At 65.4% G+C, this 19,867-nt stretch carries 18 protein-coding genes; 4 read left to right on the forward strand and 14 right to left on the reverse strand.

The window, feature by feature from the left end; all coding sequences use genetic code 11:
* Positions 1-7: 7 nt before the first annotated feature.
* Positions 8-919, forward strand: coding sequence for a LysR substrate-binding domain-containing protein (locus tag P9255_RS00895; RefSeq protein WP_309789035.1), 912 nt, complete (start codon positions 8-10; stop codon positions 917-919).
* 21 nt (positions 920-940) lie between these two features.
* On the opposite strand, the gene P9255_RS00900 is transcribed toward P9255_RS00895, so the two are convergent.
* Together P9255_RS00900 and P9255_RS00905 are read right to left on the reverse strand one after the other, a co-directional pair.
* Entirely contained in the window at positions 941-1,372 is a 432-nt protein-coding gene (locus tag P9255_RS00900; RefSeq protein WP_309768386.1) for a PRC-barrel domain-containing protein, read from the reverse strand.
* 93 nt (positions 1,373-1,465) lie between these two features.
* Positions 1,466-1,696, reverse strand: a complete 231-nt coding sequence (locus P9255_RS00905) for a hypothetical protein (protein WP_309768387.1) — start codon at positions 1,694-1,696, stop codon at positions 1,466-1,468.
* Positions 1,697-2,111: 415 nt separating this feature from the next.
* Here P9255_RS00905 and P9255_RS00910 point away from each other — a divergent pair, with 415 nt between their 5' ends.
* On the forward strand, positions 2,112-3,206 hold the full coding sequence (locus tag P9255_RS00910; protein WP_309768388.1) for a sugar-transfer associated ATP-grasp domain-containing protein: 1,095 nt from the start codon (positions 2,112-2,114) through the stop codon (positions 3,204-3,206).
* A 17-nt stretch (positions 3,207-3,223) separates the two neighbouring features.
* Here the strand turns inward: P9255_RS00910 and prpF are convergent, their stop codons facing one another.
* From prpF to P9255_RS00970, 12 genes are all read right to left on the reverse strand, one after another.
* A complete protein-coding gene (prpF, locus tag P9255_RS00915; RefSeq protein WP_309768390.1) occupies positions 3,224-4,405 on the reverse strand; it encodes a 2-methylaconitate cis-trans isomerase PrpF in 1,182 nt (393 codons plus the stop codon).
* 36 nt (positions 4,406-4,441) lie between these two features.
* Positions 4,442-7,039 carry a Fe/S-dependent 2-methylisocitrate dehydratase AcnD gene (gene acnD / locus P9255_RS00920; RefSeq protein WP_309789036.1) on the reverse strand — a complete coding sequence of 866 codons (2,598 nt, stop codon included), beginning with the start codon at positions 7,037-7,039 and terminating at the stop codon, positions 4,442-4,444.
* Between the two features lie 61 nt (positions 7,040-7,100).
* Positions 7,101-8,270 carry a 2-methylcitrate synthase gene (gene prpC, locus P9255_RS00925; RefSeq protein WP_309768392.1) on the reverse strand — a complete coding sequence of 390 codons (1,170 nt, stop codon included), beginning with the start codon at positions 8,268-8,270 and terminating at the stop codon, positions 7,101-7,103.
* A 23-nt stretch (positions 8,271-8,293) separates the two neighbouring features.
* Positions 8,294-9,187 (reverse strand): methylisocitrate lyase, encoded by an 894-nt coding sequence (gene prpB / locus P9255_RS00930; protein ID WP_309768394.1) that lies wholly within the window; start codon positions 9,185-9,187, stop codon positions 8,294-8,296.
* Complete coding sequence (locus tag P9255_RS00935) at positions 9,187-9,492, reverse strand: Rieske 2Fe-2S domain-containing protein (protein ID WP_309768396.1); 306 nt, start codon at positions 9,490-9,492, stop codon at positions 9,187-9,189. The genes prpB and P9255_RS00935 overlap by 1 nt, the downstream gene beginning before the upstream one ends.
* A gap of 11 nt (positions 9,493-9,503) precedes the next feature.
* Positions 9,504-9,674: a hypothetical protein gene (locus tag P9255_RS00940; protein ID WP_309768397.1), complete on the reverse strand. Its 171-nt coding sequence runs from the start codon at positions 9,672-9,674 to the stop codon at positions 9,504-9,506.
* Between the two features lie 18 nt (positions 9,675-9,692).
* Complete coding sequence (locus tag P9255_RS00945; protein ID WP_309768920.1) at positions 9,693-10,286, reverse strand: alpha/beta hydrolase; 594 nt, start codon at positions 10,284-10,286, stop codon at positions 9,693-9,695.
* 23 nt (positions 10,287-10,309) lie between these two features.
* A complete protein-coding gene (locus P9255_RS00950) occupies positions 10,310-11,635 on the reverse strand; it encodes an MFS transporter (RefSeq protein WP_404980226.1) in 1,326 nt (441 codons plus the stop codon).
* Positions 11,636-11,751: 116 nt separating this feature from the next.
* Positions 11,752-12,807 (reverse strand): 3-keto-5-aminohexanoate cleavage protein, encoded by a 1,056-nt coding sequence (locus P9255_RS00955; protein ID WP_309768399.1) that lies wholly within the window; start codon positions 12,805-12,807, stop codon positions 11,752-11,754.
* 64 nt (positions 12,808-12,871) lie between these two features.
* Positions 12,872-13,720 (reverse strand): TauD/TfdA family dioxygenase, encoded by an 849-nt coding sequence (locus P9255_RS00960; protein ID WP_309768400.1) that lies wholly within the window; start codon positions 13,718-13,720, stop codon positions 12,872-12,874.
* 10 nt (positions 13,721-13,730) lie between these two features.
* Positions 13,731-14,711: a quinone oxidoreductase gene (locus tag P9255_RS00965; RefSeq protein ID WP_309789037.1), complete on the reverse strand. Its 981-nt coding sequence runs from the start codon at positions 14,709-14,711 to the stop codon at positions 13,731-13,733.
* A 14-nt stretch (positions 14,712-14,725) separates the two neighbouring features.
* Positions 14,726-15,679 carry a universal stress protein gene (locus P9255_RS00970; RefSeq protein ID WP_309789038.1) on the reverse strand — a complete coding sequence of 318 codons (954 nt, stop codon included), beginning with the start codon at positions 15,677-15,679 and terminating at the stop codon, positions 14,726-14,728.
* A 146-nt stretch (positions 15,680-15,825) separates the two neighbouring features.
* On the opposite strand from P9255_RS00970, the gene P9255_RS00975 reads away from it, so the two are divergent.
* Together P9255_RS00975 and P9255_RS00980 are read left to right on the forward strand one after the other, a co-directional pair.
* Positions 15,826-18,519: a LuxR C-terminal-related transcriptional regulator gene (locus P9255_RS00975; protein WP_404980227.1), complete on the forward strand. Its 2,694-nt coding sequence runs from the start codon at positions 15,826-15,828 to the stop codon at positions 18,517-18,519.
* A 222-nt stretch (positions 18,520-18,741) separates the two neighbouring features.
* The gene (locus P9255_RS00980) at positions 18,742-19,866 is read left to right on the forward strand and encodes a porin (protein WP_309768408.1); all 1,125 of its coding nucleotides are present in this window, start codon (positions 18,742-18,744) and stop codon (positions 19,864-19,866) included.
* Position 19,867 lies beyond the last annotated feature (1 nt).

Raw genomic sequence — 19,867 nt, forward strand, 5'->3', positions numbered from 1 at the left:
CAGTGTTATGGACACGACAGGACTCAAGATTCGCCAGATCGAAGCGTTTCGCGCGGTGATGCTCCGTCATACCGTGACGAGCGCCGCGCAATCGCTGCACATTTCGCAGCCGGCCGTGAGCCGCCTGCTCGCCGATCTGGAAAGCCGCGTCGGCTTCGTGCTGTTCGAGCGTCAGCAGGGACGCCTGGCGCCCACTGCCGAAGCGCGCGTGCTGTTCGAGGAAGTCGAGCGCGCGTTCGTCGGCATGGACCGCATCGCGCTCGCGGCGCAGCAGATTCGCGCGATGCGGCGCGGCTCGCTGCGCGTCGCGGGATCGCCTGCGGTGGCGCTCGATCTTCTGCCGGCGGTCATCGCGCGATTCGTCGAGCATCACGCGGGCATCGACGTCAATCTGCTCGCGCATAGCGCCACCACGGTGGTGGAGAAGGTCGCATCGGGTCAGTGCGATGTCGGGCTGATCGCCGAGCCTATCCCGCATCCGGCCGTGAAGAGCGAGCGGCTCTCGCCGGCGGCGATGCGATGCATCGTGCCGCGCAGGCATCGTCTTGCGCGCCGCGCGTCGTTATGCGCCACCGATCTGCGCGGCGAGCGCTTTATCTCGTTCCCGCAGAGCTTCGATGCGCGCAGCGCGATCGATCGCGTATTCGTCGAAGCAGGCGTCTCGCGTGATCTCGTGATCGAAGCGCAACTGTCGCAGGCAATCGTGGCGCTCGTCACGAACGGCGCGGGTGTCGCGCTGATCGATCCGGTCACCGCCGCTTACGCACGCGAGCGCGTGGCGGTGAAGTGCTTCGCGCCAGCGGTGCAGGACCACTTCTACATCGTGACGAACGCCGCTCAGCCGATGCCCGTGGTCGCGGAAGCCTTCTGCGCGGACGTCAGGGAAGCGTTCGACAAGGTGGTGCAAGCAGATCGATGAGCATCGACCCGCTCGTCTGCGTTACTGGCTTTCTTTCAGCTTCTTCGGCTTCGGCGGCGACTTCACCTTGTTGTACTCGAACTGCGGCGTGTCCTTGAGCGCATCCTTCGTCGCGCCCGGCAGATAGAAGTTGCCGTTGCGGAGCTCGAGCGATGCGATCGGCACGGCTACATCGTGCGTCGCCACGCCGAGGAATCCGCCGGTGGAGATGATCGCGGCGGACACGGTGGCGTCCGGTGAAATCACCAGATCCATGATCGAGCCGATCTTCTCGTTCTTGTCGTTATAGACCGACTTGCCGAGAATGCTTTTCTTGGTGCTCCATCCTTCCAGCAACGCTTGCGATTGCTGCACGGTCACGCTGAGCGGTTGCGTGCCGGCGACCTGTGCGTGGGCGCCGAGGCTGACGGCACCGATGACGGTCACGAGTGTAAGGCGCTGCAAGAGTTTCATATCCGGGTCTCGTGGTGGTTGGAGCGGACGCATGCCGCAAATCCCGGACCCGGGTCGCGACATGCGCATTCCTGCTTGTTCGATGCCCTTGCTTCAGCTCGTCTTCTTCGCCTTGTGATGGCGCTTGGGCGGCGCCGAATGCTTGCCGGTCGGACCGGACGGTGTGCCGGTCTCGCCATTGCCGTTGGGCGTGCCGATGCCCACGCCGCCGCGGCCGGCGCCGTTGCCGCCGGGTGTTCCACCTGCATTGCCCTGGGCGAGGGCAGCTGTGGACAAGCCCAGCGCGAGAGCGGTCGTTACGAGGTACTTCGTTGCAGTATTCATCGTGTCCTCTTCGAATGTAGGTGTGCAGCGGACTTTCCGGGCGTAGTGGCAAAGCCCTGCATGCAGGTGGCGACGTTAGCAAACTGCGATCCCGTCGCTTGGCGCATGGTCTCATAACGGCAAGCCGCGCGTTCAGGCTGATATCGCCCGTCGATGTCATCGCGCTGAACCGAACAAACGACGCCCGCACACTTCGCCATGCTCTCGTCCCCTTCGAAGACAGGATTGCTTACGATCCCTTTTTGCATGATTAATGCATTCGTAAGCAAAAGCCGCTGAAGCGTAAGGAGTGAGTTTCAGAACGTGAATCCGGCGTCAAGAGAAAGCGCTTTTCCGCCAATTTGCGCTTCATTAAGCGTCCCATCAGGTCGCACTGGGTAACCTGTCGCACGTTCCAAAAAGGATCAATCGTTCTATGTCACCGAAGCACGTCGAGACGCTCGTCAAAGGATCATGGCGGAACCTTGCATGTCGCAGGTTCCACTGGCGGCATGGTGTCGAGGCGAGAAGCATACGGCGGGCGATCGAAGCGAGGCATGGCCGCACCGATCCCGCCCAGATCGCGCTCGCCGATGCCTATGCACGCGACGTATTCGGCGACGCATGCTATGCGCCGTGGCTGCAAGCCTATACCGCGTTCACCGGAACGTTCAGGGAAGGCTGGATTCCGGACAACTATTACGGCTGGGTGGTGGTGCCGAAGCTGAAGGGCCTGTACGGACAGATGTCGCATCTGAAGCCCGTGTCGCGGCTGCTTTTTCGCGACGACGTGTTCCCGGATATCGCGTACTACGTGAACGGCATGTTCTTCTCGGCCGATCACATTGCGATTCCCGAGTCCGAGGTCGCCGACGTCGTCTTCAGCCAGTGCGATAGGGTCGCGTTCAAGCTGGATCAGTCATCGCAGGGCAGGGGCGTCTTCCTGATCGACCGCAAGGACTTCCGCGTCGCTCAGATCAGATCACTCGGCAACGGCGTGCTGCAACGATTCATCGTGCAACATCCGTGGTTCGATCAGTTCGCGTCGAAGGCGGTGGCCACGGTGCGCCTCACGACCGTTGTTGACGATGCCGGCCGCATCTCGTTGCGCGCCTGCTTCTTGCGGCTCGGCCGGGCAACGGACACGTATATCCGCCCCGATAGCGAAGTCTGTGTAGCGGTCGATCTCAGAAGCGGCCGCCTGTCGAGCAGGGGTTATCTGAACGACTGGACCGATGTCGACGCACACCCCGACTCGAAGGTCGCATTCAGCGGGTTGATGCTGCCCGCGTTCGCCGAATGCGTCGGCAAGGTCGTCGAGTTACATGCGAAAGTGCCGTTTGCGCGCTGCATCGGCTGGGACGTGACCGTCGATGCGAACGGGCAGGTCGTGGTGCTCGAATGGAACGCCGAACACAACGACGTGAAGTTCGGCGAAGCCACGCAAGGCCCGTGTTTCTCCGATCTGGGATGGGAGTCCCTCGGGGCCGTGCGCCGGGGCACGCGCGGGACACTGGCCGAAGCGCGCTAGAAGAGAGCCACGCCGCATTACTGCGGCACGCGCACCCAGCCCTCCATCAATACGCGCGCGCTGCGGCTCATGATCGCCTTGGTCACGGTCCATTTGCCGCCCGTTTCGCTCGCCTGCGCGCCGACCCGCAGTGTCCCCGAAGGATGCCCGAAGCGCACGACCTCGCGCGCGCCGCCGCCCGCGGCCTGATTCACCAGCGTGCCGTCGATGGCCGCCGCCGCGCCGATCGCCACGGCGGCGGTTCCCATCATCGCGTGATGCAGGTTGCCCATCGATACGGCTCGCACCAGCAGGTCGATGTCCTCCGCGGCGACCTGCTTGCCGCTGGACGCGACGTAGCTTGCGGGCTTCGCGACGAACGCGATCTTCGGCGTATGCTGCCGGCTGGCGATTTCATCGATATGGCCGATCAGACCCATGCGCACCGCGCCGTGCGCGCGAATGGTCTCGAGCATCGCGAGCGCTGCGGGATTCGTGTTGATGGCGTCCTGCAACTCGACGCCCGTATAGCCGATTTCTTCCGCGTTCACGAAGATTGTCGGGATGCCCGCGTTGATCATCGTTGCCGTGAGGACGCCGATGCCCGGCACGTCGAGCGCGTCGATCAGGTTGCCCGTGGGGAACATCGCGCCGTCCGCGCCGTCTTCTTCGGCTGCCGGGTCCATGAATTCGAGCTGCACTTCGGCAGCGGGAAAGGTCACGCCGTCGAGCTCGAAACCGCCGGTTTCCTGCACCGCGCCGTTCGTCATCGGGACATGCGCGATGATCGTCTTGCCGATGTTCGCCTGCCAGATGCGAACGACGGCCACGCCGTTATCGGGTACGCGCTCAGGATCGATCAGCCCGCTCGCGATCGCGAACGGCCCCACGGCGGCGGAGAGATTGCCGCAGTTGCCGCTCCAGTCGACGAACGGCTTGTCGATGGCGACCTGACCGAACAGGTAATCGACATCGTGATCGGGCCGGCTGCTCTTCGCGACGATCACCGCCTTGCTGGTGCTGGACGTCGCGCCGCCCATGCCGTCGATCTGCTTGCCGTAGGGGTCGGGGCTGCCGATCACGCGCATCAGCAGCGCGTCGCGCGCGGGGCCGGGCGCGCGCGCGGCTTCGGGCAAATCCTGCAGGCGGAAGAAGACGCCCTTGCTCGTGCCGCCGCGCATGTAGGTGGCGGGAATCCTGATCTGCGGTGCGTGGGTCATGGTCATCGATTGGTAGCTTGTCCGAATAAGGCCCGCTTACGCCGCTGCCTGCGACGATTCCAGAAAGTCCTGCGCGAAGCGTTGCAGCACGCCGCCTGCCTCGTAGATCGAGACTTCCTCGGCGGTATCGAGCCGGCACGTGACCGGCACTTCGACACGCTCGCCGCTTCGGCGATGGATCACGAGCGTCAGGTCCGCGCGCGGCTTGCGCTCGCCGATGACATCGAACGTCTCGGTCCCGTCGATGCGAAGCGTCAGCCGATTCACGCCCGCCTTGAACTCGAGCGGCAGCACGCCCATGCCGATGAGGTTCGTCCGGTGGATGCGCTCGAAGCCTTCCGCGACGATCGCCTCCGTTCCCGCGAGGCGCACGCCCTTCGCGGCCCAGTCGCGCGAGGAGCCCGGGCCGTAGTCCGCGCCAGCGATGACGATCAGCGGTTGCTTGCGTTCCATGTACGTTTCGATGGCTTCCCACATGCGCGTGATCCTGCCCTCGGGTTCGATGCGCGCGAGGGAGCCCGGCACGATCTCGCCGTTGTCCGTCACCATTTCGTTTCTGAGCGTCGGGTTCGCGAAGGTCGCGCGCTGCGCGGTCAGGTGATCGCCCCGATGCGTCGCATACGAGTTGAAGTCCTCTTCCGGCAGACCCATGCGGGCAAGATATTCGCCCGCCGCGCTGTCCGCGAGAATCGCGTTCGACGGCGAGAGGTGGTCCGTCGTGATGTTGTCGCCCAGCACGGCGAGGGCGCGCATGCCCCTGAGCGTGCGCTCACCGGCAAGCGCGCCTTCCCAGTACGGCGGACGCCGGATGTACGTGCTCTGCGCGCGCCAGTCGTAGAGCGGGGAAGCCTGCTCGCCGGCGTCGGGGGCGAGCGCGAACATCGGCTCGTACACCTTGCGGAATTGCTCCGGTTTCACGCTCGACGCCACGATTGCATCGATTTCCTCGTCGCTCGGCCAGATATCCGCGAGCCGCACCGGGCGGCCGTCCGCATCGTTGCCGAGCACGTCTTTTTCGATGTCGAAGCGGATGGTTCCGGCAATCGCATACGCCACGACGAGCGGCGGTGACGCGAGAAACGCCTGCTTCGCATACGGATGGATGCGGCCGTCGAAGTTGCGGTTGCCGGACAGCACGGCGGTGGCGTAGAGATCGCGCTCGACGATTTCCTGCTGGATCGCCGGATCGAGCGCGCCGGACATGCCGTTGCACGACGTGCACGCATACGCCACCACGCCGAAGCCGAGCTTCTCGAGTTCCGGCAGCAGCCCGGCTTCCTGCAGATACAGCGTGACCGCCTTCGATCCCGGCGCGAGCGAGGTCTTCGCCCACGGCTTGCGCGTGAGGCCGGCGCGGTTCGCATTGCGCGCGAGCAGGCCAGCCGCGATCATGTTGCGCGGATTGTTCGTGTTGGTGCAGCTCGTGATCGCGGCGATGATGACCGCGCCATCGGGCATCTTGCCGGCGTGGTTCTCGACCGTGCCGCTGATGCCGCGCGCGGCCAGTTCCGACACCGGCAGCCGCCGATGCGGATTCGACGGCCCCGCGAGCGTCCGCACCACCGAGGACAGGTCGAACTTCAACACGCGCTCGTACTCCGCGTGCTTCAGGCTGTCGGCCCAGAGGCCCGTCTGCCTGGCGTAGGTCTCGACGAGCGCGACGAGTGCATCGTCGCGTCCGGTGAGTTTCAGGTACTTGATCGTCTGTTCGTCGATATAGAACATCGCGGCGGTCGCGCCGAACTCGGGCGCCATGTTCGCGATGGTCGCGCGATCGCCGAGCGTGAGGCCCGCCGCGCCCGCGCCGTGGAACTCCAGATACGCGCCGACCACTTTCTCCTTGCGCAGGAACTCCGTCAGCGAAAGCACGACGTCCGTCGCCGTGATGCCCGGCCCCGGCTTGCCCGTCAGTTCCACGCCGACGATATCCGGCAGGCGCATCCACGACGCGCGGCCGAGCATCACGCTTTCGGCTTCGAGGCCGCCCACGCCGATGGCGATCACGCCGAGCGCATCGACCATCGGCGTATGCGAATCCGTGCCGACGAGCGTGTCCGGAAACGCCACGCCATCCTTCACCTGCACGACCGGGCTCATGCGTTCCAGGTTGATCTGATGCAGGATGCCGTTGCCGGGCGGAATGACGTCCACGTTCTGGAACGCCTTCTTCGTCCATTCGATGAAGTCGAAGCGGTCGACGTTGCGCCGGTCTTCGATCGCCCGGTTCTTCGCGAACGCATCGGGATCGAAGCCGCCGCATTCGACGGCGAGCGAATGATCGACGACGAGCTGCGTCGGCACGACCGGATTGACGAGCGACGGATCGCCCCCCTGTGCGGCGATGGCGTCGCGCAGGCCGGCGAGGTTGACGAGCGCGGTCTGCCCGAGGATGTCATGGCACACGACGCGCGCCGGGAACCACGGAAAGTCCAGGTCGCGCTTGCGCTCGATGATCTGCCCGAGCGATGCGGCAAGCGTCTGCGGCGCGCAGCGGCGCACGAGGTTTTCGGCGAGGACGCGCGCGGTGTAGGGCAGCGTGTCGTAGGCGCCGGGCCGGATTGCATCGACGGCGGCGCGCGCGTCGAAGTAGTCGAGGCGCGTGCCGGGCAGGGGTTTGCGGTATTCGGTGTTCATGGCGCGGAGGCCGAAAGGCCCGTATTGGATTCGATGGTTGCGGCAGCGAGCATAACGGATGTCAGACGCGCTCCGCCAGCGGCACGAACCCGAGGTTATCCGGCCCCGTATAGTTCGCGCTCGGCCGGATGATCTTGTTGTCGATGCGCTGCTCGATGATGTGCGCGCTCCATCCCGACGTGCGCGAAATGACGAAGAGCGGCGTGAACATCGCGGTCGGCACGCCCATCATGTGATACGAGACCGCGCTGAACCAGTCGAGGTTCGGGAACATTTTCTTCGCGTCCCACATGACCGATTCGAGCCGTTCGGCAATATCGAAGAGTTTCGTGTCGCCCGCTTCGGCCGACAGCGACTTCGCGACTTCCTTGATGACCTTGTTGCGCGGATCGGAGATCGTATAGACCGGATGGCCGAAGCCGATCACCACTTCCTTGTTCTCGACGCGGCGGCGAATGTCGGCTTCGGCTTCGTCGGGCGTCTGATAGCGTGACTGAATCTCGAACGCGACTTCGTTCGCGCCGCCGTGCTTCGGGCCGCGCAGCGCGCCGATTGCGCCGGTGATTGCCGAATACATGTCCGATCCCGTTCCCGCGATCACGCGGCCCGTGAACGTCGAAGCATTGAACTCGTGCTCGGCGTAGAGGTTGAGCGAGACGTGCATCGCCTTGACCCACGACTCGGACGGCGCCACGCCATGCAGCAGATGCAGGAAGTGCCCGCCGATGGAATCGTCGTCGGTTTCCACTTCGATGCGCCGGCCGTTGTGCGAATAGTGATACCAGTAGAGCAGCATCGAGCCGAGCGACGCCATCAGCTTGTCCGCGATGTCGCGCGCGCCGGGTACGTTGTGATCGTCCTTCTCGGGCAACACCGTGCCGAGCACGGAGACGCCGGTACGCATGACGTCCATCGGATGCGCGGACGCCGGAATCCATTCGAGCGCCGCCTTCAGGTTCGCGGGCAACCCGCGCAGCGCCTTCAGCTTCGCCTTGTAGGCGCTTAGTTCCGCGACGTTCGGCAGCTTCCCGTGCACGAGCAGATAGGCGATTTCCTCGAATTCGCTCGTGGTGGCGAGATCGAGAATGTCGTAGCCGCGATAGTGCAGGTCGTTGCCGGTCTTGCCGACCGTGCACAGCGCGGTATTGCCCGCCGTCACGCCGGAAAGGGCGACGGATTTCTTGGGCTTGAATGTGCCGCTGTTCGGCATGCTGTTGTCTGCTTCGCTCATCGTGTCTTACTCCGGCTTAACGGTCATTGTCTGGCGGCGAACAGCGCGTCGAGTCTGTCCTCGTACGCGTGATAGCCGAGATACTTGTAGAGATCGGCGCGCGACTGCATCGTCGGCACCGCGGTTTTCTGCGTGCCGTCGCGCATCACGGTCTCGTAGAAATTGAGTGCCGCCGCATTCATCGCACGGTACGCCCCGCAGCAATAGAGCGCGACATCGACGCCCGCGTCGCGCAGCTCACCCGTCGTGAAAAGCGGGGTGGAACCGAACTCCGTCAGATTGGCGAGAACCGGCACGCGCACAGCGGACTTGAAGCGGCGGTAATCGTCGAGCGAGATCATCGCTTCGGGGAAGATCATGTCCGCGCCCGCTTCGACGTAAGCCATCGCGCGCTCGATCGCCGCATCGATGCCTTCGGAGGCAGCCGCATCGGTGCGCGCCATGATGACGAAGCTGTCGTCGGTGCGTGCATCGACCGCCGCCTTCAGGCGATCCACCATCTCCGCCGCCGGCACGACTTCCTTGCCGGGGCGATGCCCGCAGCGCTTCTGGCCGACCTGATCTTCAAGATGAACCGCCGCCACGCCCGCCCTGACGAACGACCGGATCGTGCGCGCGATGTTGAACGCGCCGCCCCAGCCGGTATCGATATCGACGAGCAGCGGCAGGTTCGTCGCATCGGTGATGCGGCGGGCGTCGGTCAATACGTCGTCCATCGTGCTGATGCCGAGGTCCGGAATGCCGAGTGAATTCGCGGCCACGCCGCCGCCCGACAGATAGAGCGCCTGAAAGCCGACGGCTTCAGCCATCTTCGCCGCATACGCGGTGATCGCACCGACGACTTGCAGCGGCGCATTCGTTTCCACCGCAGCGCGAAATGCCGCGCCGGGACTCGTGGGTTCGTTGTATCGCTTCATCAATCTTTCTCTCCCTTTTCGCCGTCGATGGCTTCGACGGACAGCTTCGTCAGGCACACATCGGGCGCGCCGACCATGCATCCCGACACGAGATCGAAGCGCAGGCCATGCGCGGGACATTGCAGGACGTGCCCATCGAGGCGGCCATTCGCAAGCGATGCGCCGTTGTGCGGACACGCGTTATCGATTGCGTGCATGACGCCCTCGATGTTGAACAGCACCACGCTGCGTCCTTCGACGAACGCGAGCTTGCGAGAGCCGGGCGCGAGGTCGCGGGCGTGAGCGATGGAGAGGCTTCGCGTCATCGTTGCTTCGTTCAGCCTTGCCATGAATCGAGTGCTCCGAGCGGCGTGTGCGCGTCCATCCAGTCGTACGGTTCGCGGGTAGAGCGCCATGCCCATGGCCGCGCGGGCGCTGCCGGCGATTCGTTGGAAGGCGTATCCGCCTCATGATCGATGACGATAGCGTTAGATTTCAGTTCAGACATTCTTGCTTCTCCTGACAGTCATGCAGCTTGATGCGGGCGCTCGAGACACAGCCCGGCGATGAGTTCGTCGGCGAGCGGCCACTCGCCGTATCCGGAAGCGGGATTCAGATGGCCCGCTGCGCCGATATCCACGAGGCGGCTGCCCCACGCTTTCGCGAGTTCCGCGACATGTTCCATGCGCGCCAGCGGATCGTTCGTGCTCGCCGCGACGATGCTAGGGAACCCTAACGGTATGCGTGGCGTGGGTAGCCAGCCGTTCTTCCGAAGCGTGTCCGGCGTGGGATAACCTGGCGGCAGCGGCGCATCGAAATTGGGCGGCGTCGCGAGAAGCGCGCCGCGTATCCGGTGCGAATGCTGCGGATGGCGCTGCGCCCAGTGTGCGGCGATCATCACGCCCGCGCTGTGCGCGACGAGCACAACGGGGCCGTCGATTCTGGCGAGCGCGGCATCGAGCGCCGCCACGCGCGCTGCACGGTTCAGCTTGTCGTGCGTGAGCGGCGGCACGGAGCGGGCATTCGGCAGCCGGCGTTCCAGCAGTGTCTGCCAGTGATCTTCGACGTGATCGCGCAGGCCCGGAACGATGAGGATCGTGTGAGTCGGATGGATGGTCATGTTCGATTGCTCGTAGATAAGGCTCATTTCGTCGCCGCTTCGCCGCGCAGCGCGTCGATGCGGTTCAGATCGCGCGCATATCTCGACTTGCCGATGGCGAACGCCAGCATCGCTGGAATACTGACGAGCGGAACGATCTGCAGCGCACCGAGCAAGCCGATACGATCGGCAATCGCCCCGGTGACGATCGGGCCGGGCGCGAGGCCGAGCAGATTGTTGGCGAGCGTGAGCGTCGCGAATGCGGAAGCGTGGATCGCCGCCGGCGTGAGATTCGCGACCATCGCGCCGGCCGGACCGGATGTGCCCGCCACGACGAGAATGCCTGCACCGAGCAGCACGAGCTGCATCGCGCCGGCATCGAGACGAAAGCCGATGGACAACAGCACCGCCGATGCGAGGCAATAGGCGATCGCGGTCATCCACTTGCGCGACGGCGCATGCCGGCAGACGCGATCCGTCACGATGCCGCACAGCACCATGCCGACGCCGCCGAGCAGCACGAACACCGCTGCGCCCGCGGCGGCTTTATCGGCCGGCAACGCGTAATAGCGATTCAGGAAGCTCGGCATCCACGCGATCACCGCGCCCATGATGAAAAGCTGCAAGCCGCTGCCGAGATAGGCGCACACCACCGAGACCGTCGAGAAGAGACCGGCCAGCAACGCACGAAGGCTCGTACGCATGCCGCCCGCCTGCCGCTTGGTGGACGGCGCATCGGGAAAGCGCGCGGCGATCCGTTTATCCGATACGGCCAGCATGTAGGCGATCACCAGCACGAAGCCGAAGCACGCCATCGCGCCGAACGACGCCCGCCATCCGAGATGCACCGCGACGAAGCCGCCCAGCGCCATGCCGAGCACCGAGCCGAATGCGCCGCCCGCCATGAACGCGCCGGTGAGCGTCGAGCGCAGATGCGCCGGGAAGATGCCGAGAATCAGCGCGATGCCCACGCTTCCATACGCCGCCTCGCCGAGACCCACGAGCGCGCGCGCCAGCAGCATTTCGCCGTAGTTCGTGGCGATGGCGCAGCCGAGTGTCGCGAGACTCCAGAGCGTCGCCATCAGGATGAGGCTGCGCACGCGGCCCCATCGATCGGCAAGCACGGAGAGCGGAAAAGTCAGAAGTCCTACCATCAATGCGACCACGCCGGAGAGCGAGCCGAGTTGCGTGTCGGACAGACCCCATGCGTGCTTGAGCAGCGGAAAAACGGCGTTGAGCACCTGTCGCGACATATAGTCCGATAGCAGCAGGCCGAAGGTCAGTGCGAAGACCACCCACGCGTATTTGCGCGATGCGGCCGCGACGGCGCGAACGCCGCCTGTTTCCTGCTCGATGCAATTGATTTCCAAGATCGTCTCCTCGGATGTCCGGCTCGAGTCTCCGTCACGCGATGAGCGCGGGGACCGTTTGTTGTTGTCGCCGTCGAGTGTCGGTCAACGATGCGGAACGCGTCCGCACCACTTGTTCAAGCCGCGCGCAGCGGAAGGTTCACTTCACCGGCTCGTCGATTCGGCGACATGCCGTTCGCGGCGAGCGTCTGATCGGCCGTTTCGTATTGCACGCCGATGCGATAGATCGCGCGGGCTTCCTTGCCCGTCGCGATCTCGCGCCCCAGTTCGCGGGCGACGCGCACGCACTGCTCGATCTGCTGCACCGATGTCATGCGCTTGCCGTGCTGGTCGATGATCGTGTCTTCGATGCCGCAGCGCGGATGCAGGCCCATCGACATCGCCATCATGTTGAACGGCAGCACGTTCTTCAGCAGCGATTCGGCGGTCAGCGTGCAGCCGTCCGGCGCGCGGTGAACGAAGTTGAAGAAGTTGAACGGATTCGGGCCGTCGAAGCCGCCGCCGATGCCGATCCACGTCAGATTGAGCGGGCCCTTGTAGACGCCCTTGCGCACGAGGCGTTCGAGCGTTTCGAGCGCATGAATGCCGGTGAGCTGGAAGTGCGGCTGAATGTTCGCGGCCTGAAGGCGCTTCAGATGCTCCTCGACCCAGGCCGGACCCGCAGGCACGGTCATTTCGCTATAAGCCGCCTGATACATCGGATGCGCGAGCGAAGTGCCTTCCAGATACGCCGGATACAGCAGCTCCATGATGTTCATCTGCGTCGTGTTGATCGCGACCGTCACCTGATCGGGCTTCGGGTCGAGTTCGGCGAGCATGTGGCGCGTATCGTCGGACAGCCATTTGGCCGCCTGGCCGTCGTCTTCCGGCGCGAATGAGATCGAGCCGCCGACCTGGATGATCATGTCCGGCACTGCTTCACGCACACCGGCAATGAGTTCGTTGAACTTCGACAGGCGCTTGGAGCCTTTGCCGTCCAGTTCGCGCACATGCAGATGCAGCACCGTGGCGCCTGCGTTGTAGCAGTCGACCGCTTTCTGAATCTGCTCGTCCATCGTCACCGGAATGTCTTCGGGGAAATCGGACGGCATCCACTCCGGGCCATACGGCGCGACGGTGATCACGACCTTGTCCTGGTTTTCGGGGTGCAGGGAATCGTCGAGGAATTGCATGTGTTGCTCCAGCGTCAAGAGATGAGATGATTAGATATCCGATGCGATGCGGCGGCGCGCCGGGTCAGTACGGCACATCGCCGATGATCCCCGCGCGCTCCATCTTCCGGTGACAGGGCGGGTAGTCCATCACCGCGTAATGCTGGGTGCTGCGGTTGTCCCATATCGCAATGCTGTTCTTCTTCCAGCGCCAGCGCACCTGATATTCGGGGATATACGCCTGGCTGATCAGATAGCTCAACAACTGCGCCGCGCCCGGATTCGCGTCCTGACCGAAGCGAACGCGCTCGGGCGTGTGATAGTTCGTGAAGTGCGTCGTGAATGCGTTGACGAAAAGCGTCTTCTCGCCGGTCTCGGGGTGCGTGCGAACCACGGGATGCTCGGCATCCGGGAACTGCGCCTTCAGCGCATGGCGCTTTTCGATCGGCATCGCGGCGCCGAAGCTCGCTTCGATGCTGTGACGCGCGCGAAGATCGGCGATCTGCGCCTTGATGTGCGCCGGCAGGTTCTCGTATGCGAGGACCATGTTCGCCCAGATCGTGTCGCCGCCCACGGGCGGGCACTCGACGCAACGCAGCACGCAGCCGAACGGCGGCGCGGCGCGCCAGGTGGCGTCCGTGTGCCACGCGTTTTCGTATCGGTCGTTCGGCTGCTCGGGGTTCTTGTAGATCCGCACGAGCCCCGGATGCTCGGGATCGCTGCCCGCGACCGGATGATCCTCGAGATCACCGAAGCGCCGCGCGAACGCGACATGCTCGGCACGCGTAATGTCCTGATCGCGCAGAAACAGCACGCGATGCGCGAGCAGCGCGGCGCGGATGTCGGCGAAGAGGCCGTCGTCGTGAATCGCGTCCGCGAGATCGACGCCGACGAGTTCGGCTCCGATGGAGCAGGTGAGTGGTTCGACGCGCATGTGTGTCTCCTTACACGACGAAAATGGATGAGCCCGTTGTCTTGCGGGATTCGAGATCGCGATGCGCCTGCGCGGCGTCCTGCAGCGCATAGCGCTGATTGATCTCGATGCGGATTCGACCGCTCGCCACGTGTCCGAAGAGTTCGCTCGCCAGCGCGTTCTTCTCGGCCGGATCGGCGATATAGTCGGCGAGCGCCGGGCGGGTCAGATACAACGAGCCTTTCATTGCCAGCAACTGCGGATTGAACGGCGGGATCGGACCCGACGCGGTGCCCACGCAGACCATCAGGCCACGGCGCTTGAGCGAATCGAGCGATGCATCGAAGGTGTCCTTGCCGACGCTGTCGAACACGACGTTCACGCCCGCGCCGTCGGTCAGCTCGCGCACGCGCCGCGCGACGTCTTCGCGGCTGTAGTCGATAACGTGCTCGCAGCCGTGAGCGCGTGCAATTTCTGCTTTCGCTTCGCTCGATACCGTGCCGATCACCGTGACGCCGAGCAGCCGCGCCCATTGCGACACGATCAGCCCGACGCCGCCCGCCGCCGCATGCAGCAGGATCGAATCGCCCGCTTCGAACGCGTGGATGCGGCGCATCAGGTACGACGCGGTGAGACCGCGCATCGTCATGGCGGCGGCGGTCGCGCATTCCATATCGCCCGGCAGCCGGATCAGCGCGGAAGCAGGCGCGATGCGTTCGGTGCTGTACGCCCCGAGCGTGTTGATGAAGCCGGTATAGGTCACGCGGTCGCCCACGCGCACGCTGTTGACGCCTTCGCCGACCGCCTGCACCACGCCTGCCGCTTCGACGCCCATGCCGGCGGGCAGCGGCACGGGGTAGAGGCCCGAACGAAAGTACGTGTCGGCGAAATTGAGGCCCACGGCCTCGTGACGCAGCCGGACTTGTCCGGGGCCGGGCTTGCCGACCGCGACTTCCTCCCATCGCAGGACTTCGGGGCCGCCGGTTTCGTGGAAGCGGATTGCATGTGCCATCGTTCTCTCTCCGTTCAATCTGTTGATGCGCGCGGGCCGTATGCGCCGCTCGCGGTGTCGTGTTTCGCGGTCTCGCTGACGAGACCCGCCGAGCCGAATCGCCAGTCGATTTCGGCCCAGTCCGCATAGCTCAGGTAACGCCGCGCCGCGGGCAGGATCACGCCCTGTTCGCGGCCCATCCATTCGTGGACGGTGCGCGCATAGGCGAAGAGCGACGCTTCGACAAGCTCGGGCGCGGGCGCGTCGTGCGACTCTCGTCCGACCATTCGCGCGAGCTCGTGGAGCATGTCGTCATCGCGCTGATGCAGCCGCTCGAGTTCGGCCAGTTCCGCGTTCACGCGCGATGTGCGCTTGCGCAGCCGCCTGAACAACGCGGCCTTTCGCTTCGCATGGATACTGCCCGCCGACAGCCGATGCAGCCTCCGAACGATCTCGCGCATCGTTTCCACCGATGGATGCTCGCCCCGCTTCGCCGCCGCGCCGATCGTGTCGAGGCACTCGTGCAGCGTCTCGGCGAGCGTGCGATGCGCGTGCAGCAGCGCGCCGATCGACGCCGTCACCGCGGGCCGCTCGTCGGTTTCGCAGGACAGCACGGCCGGACGCAATGCGTCGCTCATGCGGTCGTTCATTGCGGTCGTGGCCGTTGGCGTCGGGCTCGCGCTCGTGCAAACGAGATCGCATCCGTGTTGCCGGGCATGCGCGATGATCGCGTCGAGCGAGTCGTCGCCGGCGATACACACGGAGGCGCACGGAACGCCTTGCGCACGGGCGCCGGCTTCGGCGCGTGCGAGCCATTCATGTGCGCGCCCGTCGCCGTGCCAGCGCGGCGCGCCGACTTCGCCGCCAACCGGCGATACATGCAGGAAGGTGATTCGCGCGCCGACGGCATGGGCGAATTCGGTCGCGTGACCGATCGCTTCGATGCGTGCGTCGGTATCGCCGACAGGAACGAGCAGGTGCTGATACATGGCTTTGCGCTGAAGGACTCTGTGCGTGAATTCATGCTGTGCATGCTAGATCAGCGAGGTCCGGCGCGACCCTCTCGCGGCGAGAGGGGTTGACTCGTGCTATCGATTGGAACGATCCTGTGCCCGACCGGACCCGTCTTCATGCGATGGCTTCCATGACAAGCGACGCAGCGCCCTCGACGACCGAACTGGTCCTGAAAACCATTGCGCCGCGCGCGCCGCTGAATCTACTTGCGCGGCAGCGGCTGAGCGCCGATGCCGCGCCGTATCGCGATCGTCAGATCACGCTCGTTCAGGCTCCCGCCGGCTATGGCAAGACCTCGTTGCTCGCGCAATGGCGGCGTGAATTTCTCGCGCGCGGGTCCGCCGTGGCCTGGCTGCTCGCCGACGAACGCGACGACGCGGGACGGCTCCTGCGCGCGCTCGTGCAGGCGGTCAGGACGGGATGCGCGCGCTCGGGCTTCGGCGCGCTGCTGCTTGACGGCGCGCTCGCATCCGTGGGCGCGCTCGATGGCGCAACGGCATGGCTCGCGGAGATCGCGGTGCTGTCGATGGACGTGGTGCTCATCATCGACGAGGCCGAACGGCTGCCGCCCGCAGGCGCCGAACTGCTCACGTATCTGCTGCATAACGCGCCGCAGAACCTGCGCGTCGTCGCGGCCGGGCGAAGCGGGCTCGAAGCGCCGATGTCCGATCTGCTGTTATATGGCGAAGCCACGCTCGTCGGTCCCGATGCGTTGCGCTTCCGGCTCGATGAAACAATCGCGCTGATCGGCAACCGGTTCGGCGCGCGCGTGGACGCCGACGCCTGCGCGCGTCTCTATGAAGCGACGGATGGATGGCCGCTCGGCTTGCAGCTCGCCGTCGCCGCGATGATGCGCGCCACGGACGCCCGGCAGGCGGTGCAAGCGATCGCATCGGGGCCGGGCGGGCTGGGCGAGCATCTCGTCGGTGCGTTGATTGCGGATTTGTCGCCGGAAGACGAGGCGTTTCTCGCGCGCATCAGCGTGGTTGACATGCTGCATCCGGACCTGTGCGAGGCGCTGACGGAGTGCGCGCAGACGCCCGCCCGGCTCGCGCGCCTCGTGCGCGAAACGCCTGTGTTCATCGCCGTCGAAGACAGCGCGTGGTGCCGTCTGCACACGCTCGTGCGCGATGCGCTGCGCATGCGTCTCGTGGACCTGCCCGCGAGCGAACGTCAGGCACTGCATGCCCGCGCGATGCGGTGGTTCGTCGGGCGCGGGATGATCGAAGAAGCCGCGCGTCACGCTCACGCAGCGGGCGAGCATGAGACCGCCTACGAACTCGCCGAGCGCAGCCTGCACGAAGCGGTGCGTCAGGGCCACCTGAGTCTCGTGCTCGACTGGCTGGAGCTGATCCCGAAGCCGGAGCTGGAACGGCGTCCGCGCTTGCGGCTCGCGGCGGCGTGGGCGCTCGCGCTCGGGCAGCGCCACGAGGAGGCGCAGCGTCAGGTCGAGCAGATTCTGACCGGCCCGGCCGTCGATGTGAAGCTGCGCTACGAATGTGCGCTGATCCTGAGCGCAGCGGCCTATTTCGCCGATGAACCGGATCGCTTTCTCGCGCTTTTCGAACCCTGGGCCGAATCGCCGCCCGAGGGCGGGGGCTGGCTCGCGCAGGTTCACGCAAACCGTCTCGCGGCCCGCGCGATGATGCTCGGTGAGCCGGCGCAGGCGCGGCGCGCGCAGCAACGCACGCGGCCCGCCGATGGCGATGAAGGCGTCGCGTTCCTCATGCGCTGGGGCGATCACATCGCCGGGTCGAGCTATCTCTGGGAAGGGCAGATGTCGCTTGCCGAAGACGTGCTGAAGCCCGCGCTCGCCAGCGCCGAGGCCCGGCACGGACGGCGGCATCCGATGACCTGCATGTTCGCGGCGGCCTGCGCCGCGATCGCTTACGAAGACGACCGGCTCGACGAAGCGTCCGCGCTTCTGTCGAACCGCATGGACGTGCTCGAACGCGCCGCGACGCCGGAGATGGTCATCGTGGCCTACCACACGGCCGCGCGGCTGGCGGCGGTGCGCGGCGGCGAACATCGCGCGCTCGACATGCTCGAAGCGATGCACGCGCTCGGCGTGAGCCGGCGTCAGCCGCGCCTGTGCGTGGCGGGTCTCGCGGAGCAGGTCCGCATGCACGCGGGCCGCTATCGCATCGAGACGTGCCAGGCGCTGGTGCGGCCGATCGACGATATCGTCGCGCACGAGACCGGTCGCGGGCCGGTGTGGCGAAAGTCGGTCGCACTGCTGCAGCGGCTCGCACATGCGGATGCGGCGATTGCGGCGCGAAGCTGGCCGCAGGCGCTGGACGCGCTGGAGGCGGCTGCGCGGCAGGCCGGCGACATGAACATGGGCCGATGCCGCATCGAGATTCTGGCGCTGCGCGCATTCGCGTTGCAGGAGGAGGGCGCGGACGGGGCCGCGCTGCTGCGCGAAGCGATGAACCTCGCGCAGACCTTCCGCCTGCGCCGCACGATCGTGGATGCCCATCCGTCGCTCGCGGACTGGGCAAGGCGAATGGGCGATGCATCGGCTCACGATGACATCGACCGGACGCCCGCCGCATTTCCGAACGTGCGGCCGCCTCCGCGCGAGAGCAGCGGACCGCGCGCCGTGCCGAGCGTCGTGCTGACCCCCAAGGAGCGCGAGATTCTCGAACTGCTCGCACGCAATCTGACGAACAAGGAGATCGCGCGCGCGGGGATGATCGGCGAAGGCACGGTCAAGTGGCATCTGAAGAATCTCTTCGGCAAGCTCGACGCCAGTTCGCGCAAGCATGCGGTGCGCCGCGCCGTGGTGCTCGGGCTGCTCGAAGGCACGCAATGACCGCGCGGCGGACACCGGCCCTCTGACTCCCGTTGCTCCCCTCCCGCCGCGAGAGGGGCCGCCGGTGCAGTCCTTCCGTATTCTCGCTGCATGACTTCACGTGCTCGTGAAGCGACCCATCCGGCGACGACCTCCCAGTCCGGTTCCCCGATGCGCGATTGACCGGCTCCGCCGCGACCGCCACCCGGCGCTCGTGCAAGCCAGAAACGATATGGATACCTGATGAAACGAAAGATTCCATGCCTTGCCGCATTGCTGGCGTGTTCCGGCGCTGCCTGGGCGCAAGGCTCCGTGACGCTCTACGGCGTGCTCGATGCCGGCTTGCTTTATCAGAGCACCGCCGCGGCTTCCTTCGCGCCGAACGCACCCAATCTCGGCAAGGTGTATCGCTACAAGGACGGCGGCATCTACGCGAGCTTCTGGGGCCTCAAGGGCAGCGAAGACCTGGGTGGCGGCTACAAGCTCAACTTCAGGCTGCAGGGCACGTTCGATACCGGCACCGGCCGGTTCGGGCTTTCCGACACGCCCGGGGTATCGGCGCAATTCAACCAGTTCGCGACGATCGGCCTGACGGGACCGTTCGGCACCTTCAACGCGGGCCGCCAGATCGTGCCGATGATCTACGCGATGTACGACACCGACGTGCGCGGCGCGCAGTACTTCGGCAGCATTCTGACCGCGTGGCTCGGCATGAATCAGGCGGCCGGATGGACCGGCACGAGCACGAACGGCGCGATCGGCGCGCTGTATGACAGCAACGCGCTCGTCTACGAGTCGCCGAAGTTCTACGGCGCGTCCGTTGCGCTCGAATACGCGCCGGGCGGCGTGCCCGGCGAGTTCAAGGGCGGCACGCGCGAATCCGCCGTCCTCAAGTATTCGAACTATGGGCTGAACCTGTCGGCGGTCTATTACAACGGACACGACACGAGCCCCTTGCCCGGCGTCGCGCCGACCGGGCTGAACAACAACCGCTTCGTCTACTTCGGCGCGATGTACACCTTCCGCGATGTCTCGGTCTCCGGCTCGTGGAGCCGGGGCAAGAATCCGGCGAACACCGGCCGTGCGGATTACGACCTCTATTCGGCCGGGCTCGGCTACCGGTTCAGCCCGGTGCTCAAGGTCACTTCGGGCTTCTACTACCTGAAGGACAACAACAACTCGACGAACCATTCGAGCGAGTTCGCGGTAGGCACCGAATACAGTCTGTCGAAGCGCACGCTCACCTATGCGCAAGTCGGCTATGTCGACAACCACGGAACGATGAACCAGACGATCGTCTATGGACAGCCGGTGGCGCCGGGAAGATCGACGACGGCGGGCATGGTCGGCGTGCGCCATAACTTCTGAA

Origin of the sequence: Caballeronia sp. LZ019, assembly GCF_031450825.1 — a bacterium.
Lineage (GTDB): Bacteria > Pseudomonadota > Gammaproteobacteria > Burkholderiales > Burkholderiaceae > Caballeronia.

Bases quoted from the DNA above. Each gene is read 5' to 3' on its own strand.
- P9255_RS00895 (WP_309789035.1), top strand. From the start codon at position 8: ATGGACACGACAGGACTCAAGATTCGCCAGATCGAAGCGTTTCGCGCG.
- P9255_RS00900 (WP_309768386.1), bottom strand. From the start codon at position 1,372: ATGAAACTCTTGCAGCGCCTTACACTCGTGACCGTCATCGGTGCCGTC.
- P9255_RS00905 (WP_309768387.1), bottom strand. From the start codon at position 1,696: ATGAATACTGCAACGAAGTACCTCGTAACGACCGCTCTCGCGCTGGGC.
- P9255_RS00910 (WP_309768388.1), top strand. From the start codon at position 2,112: ATGTCACCGAAGCACGTCGAGACGCTCGTCAAAGGATCATGGCGGAAC.
- prpF (WP_309768390.1), bottom strand. From the start codon at position 4,405: ATGACCCACGCACCGCAGATCAGGATTCCCGCCACCTACATGCGCGGC.
- acnD (WP_309789036.1), bottom strand. From the start codon at position 7,039: ATGAACACCGAATACCGCAAACCCCTGCCCGGCACGCGCCTCGACTAC.
- prpC (WP_309768392.1), bottom strand. From the start codon at position 8,270: ATGAGCGAAGCAGACAACAGCATGCCGAACAGCGGCACATTCAAGCCC.
- prpB (WP_309768394.1), bottom strand. From the start codon at position 9,187: ATGAAGCGATACAACGAACCCACGAGTCCCGGCGCGGCATTTCGCGCT.
- P9255_RS00935 (WP_309768396.1), bottom strand. From the start codon at position 9,492: ATGACGCGAAGCCTCTCCATCGCTCACGCCCGCGACCTCGCGCCCGGC.
- P9255_RS00940 (WP_309768397.1), bottom strand. From the start codon at position 9,674: ATGTCTGAACTGAAATCTAACGCTATCGTCATCGATCATGAGGCGGAT.
- P9255_RS00945 (WP_309768920.1), bottom strand. From the start codon at position 10,286: ATGACCATCCATCCGACTCACACGATCCTCATCGTTCCGGGCCTGCGC.
- P9255_RS00955 (WP_309768399.1), bottom strand. From the start codon at position 12,807: ATGCAATTCCTCGACGATTCCCTGCACCCCGAAAACCAGGACAAGGTC.
- P9255_RS00960 (WP_309768400.1), bottom strand. From the start codon at position 13,720: ATGCGCGTCGAACCACTCACCTGCTCCATCGGAGCCGAACTCGTCGGC.
- P9255_RS00965 (WP_309789037.1), bottom strand. From the start codon at position 14,711: ATGGCACATGCAATCCGCTTCCACGAAACCGGCGGCCCCGAAGTCCTG.
- P9255_RS00970 (WP_309789038.1), bottom strand. From the start codon at position 15,679: ATGTATCAGCACCTGCTCGTTCCTGTCGGCGATACCGACGCACGCATC.
- P9255_RS00975 (WP_404980227.1), top strand. From the start codon at position 15,826: ATGGCTTCCATGACAAGCGACGCAGCGCCCTCGACGACCGAACTGGTC.
- P9255_RS00980 (WP_309768408.1), top strand. From the start codon at position 18,742: ATGAAACGAAAGATTCCATGCCTTGCCGCATTGCTGGCGTGTTCCGGC.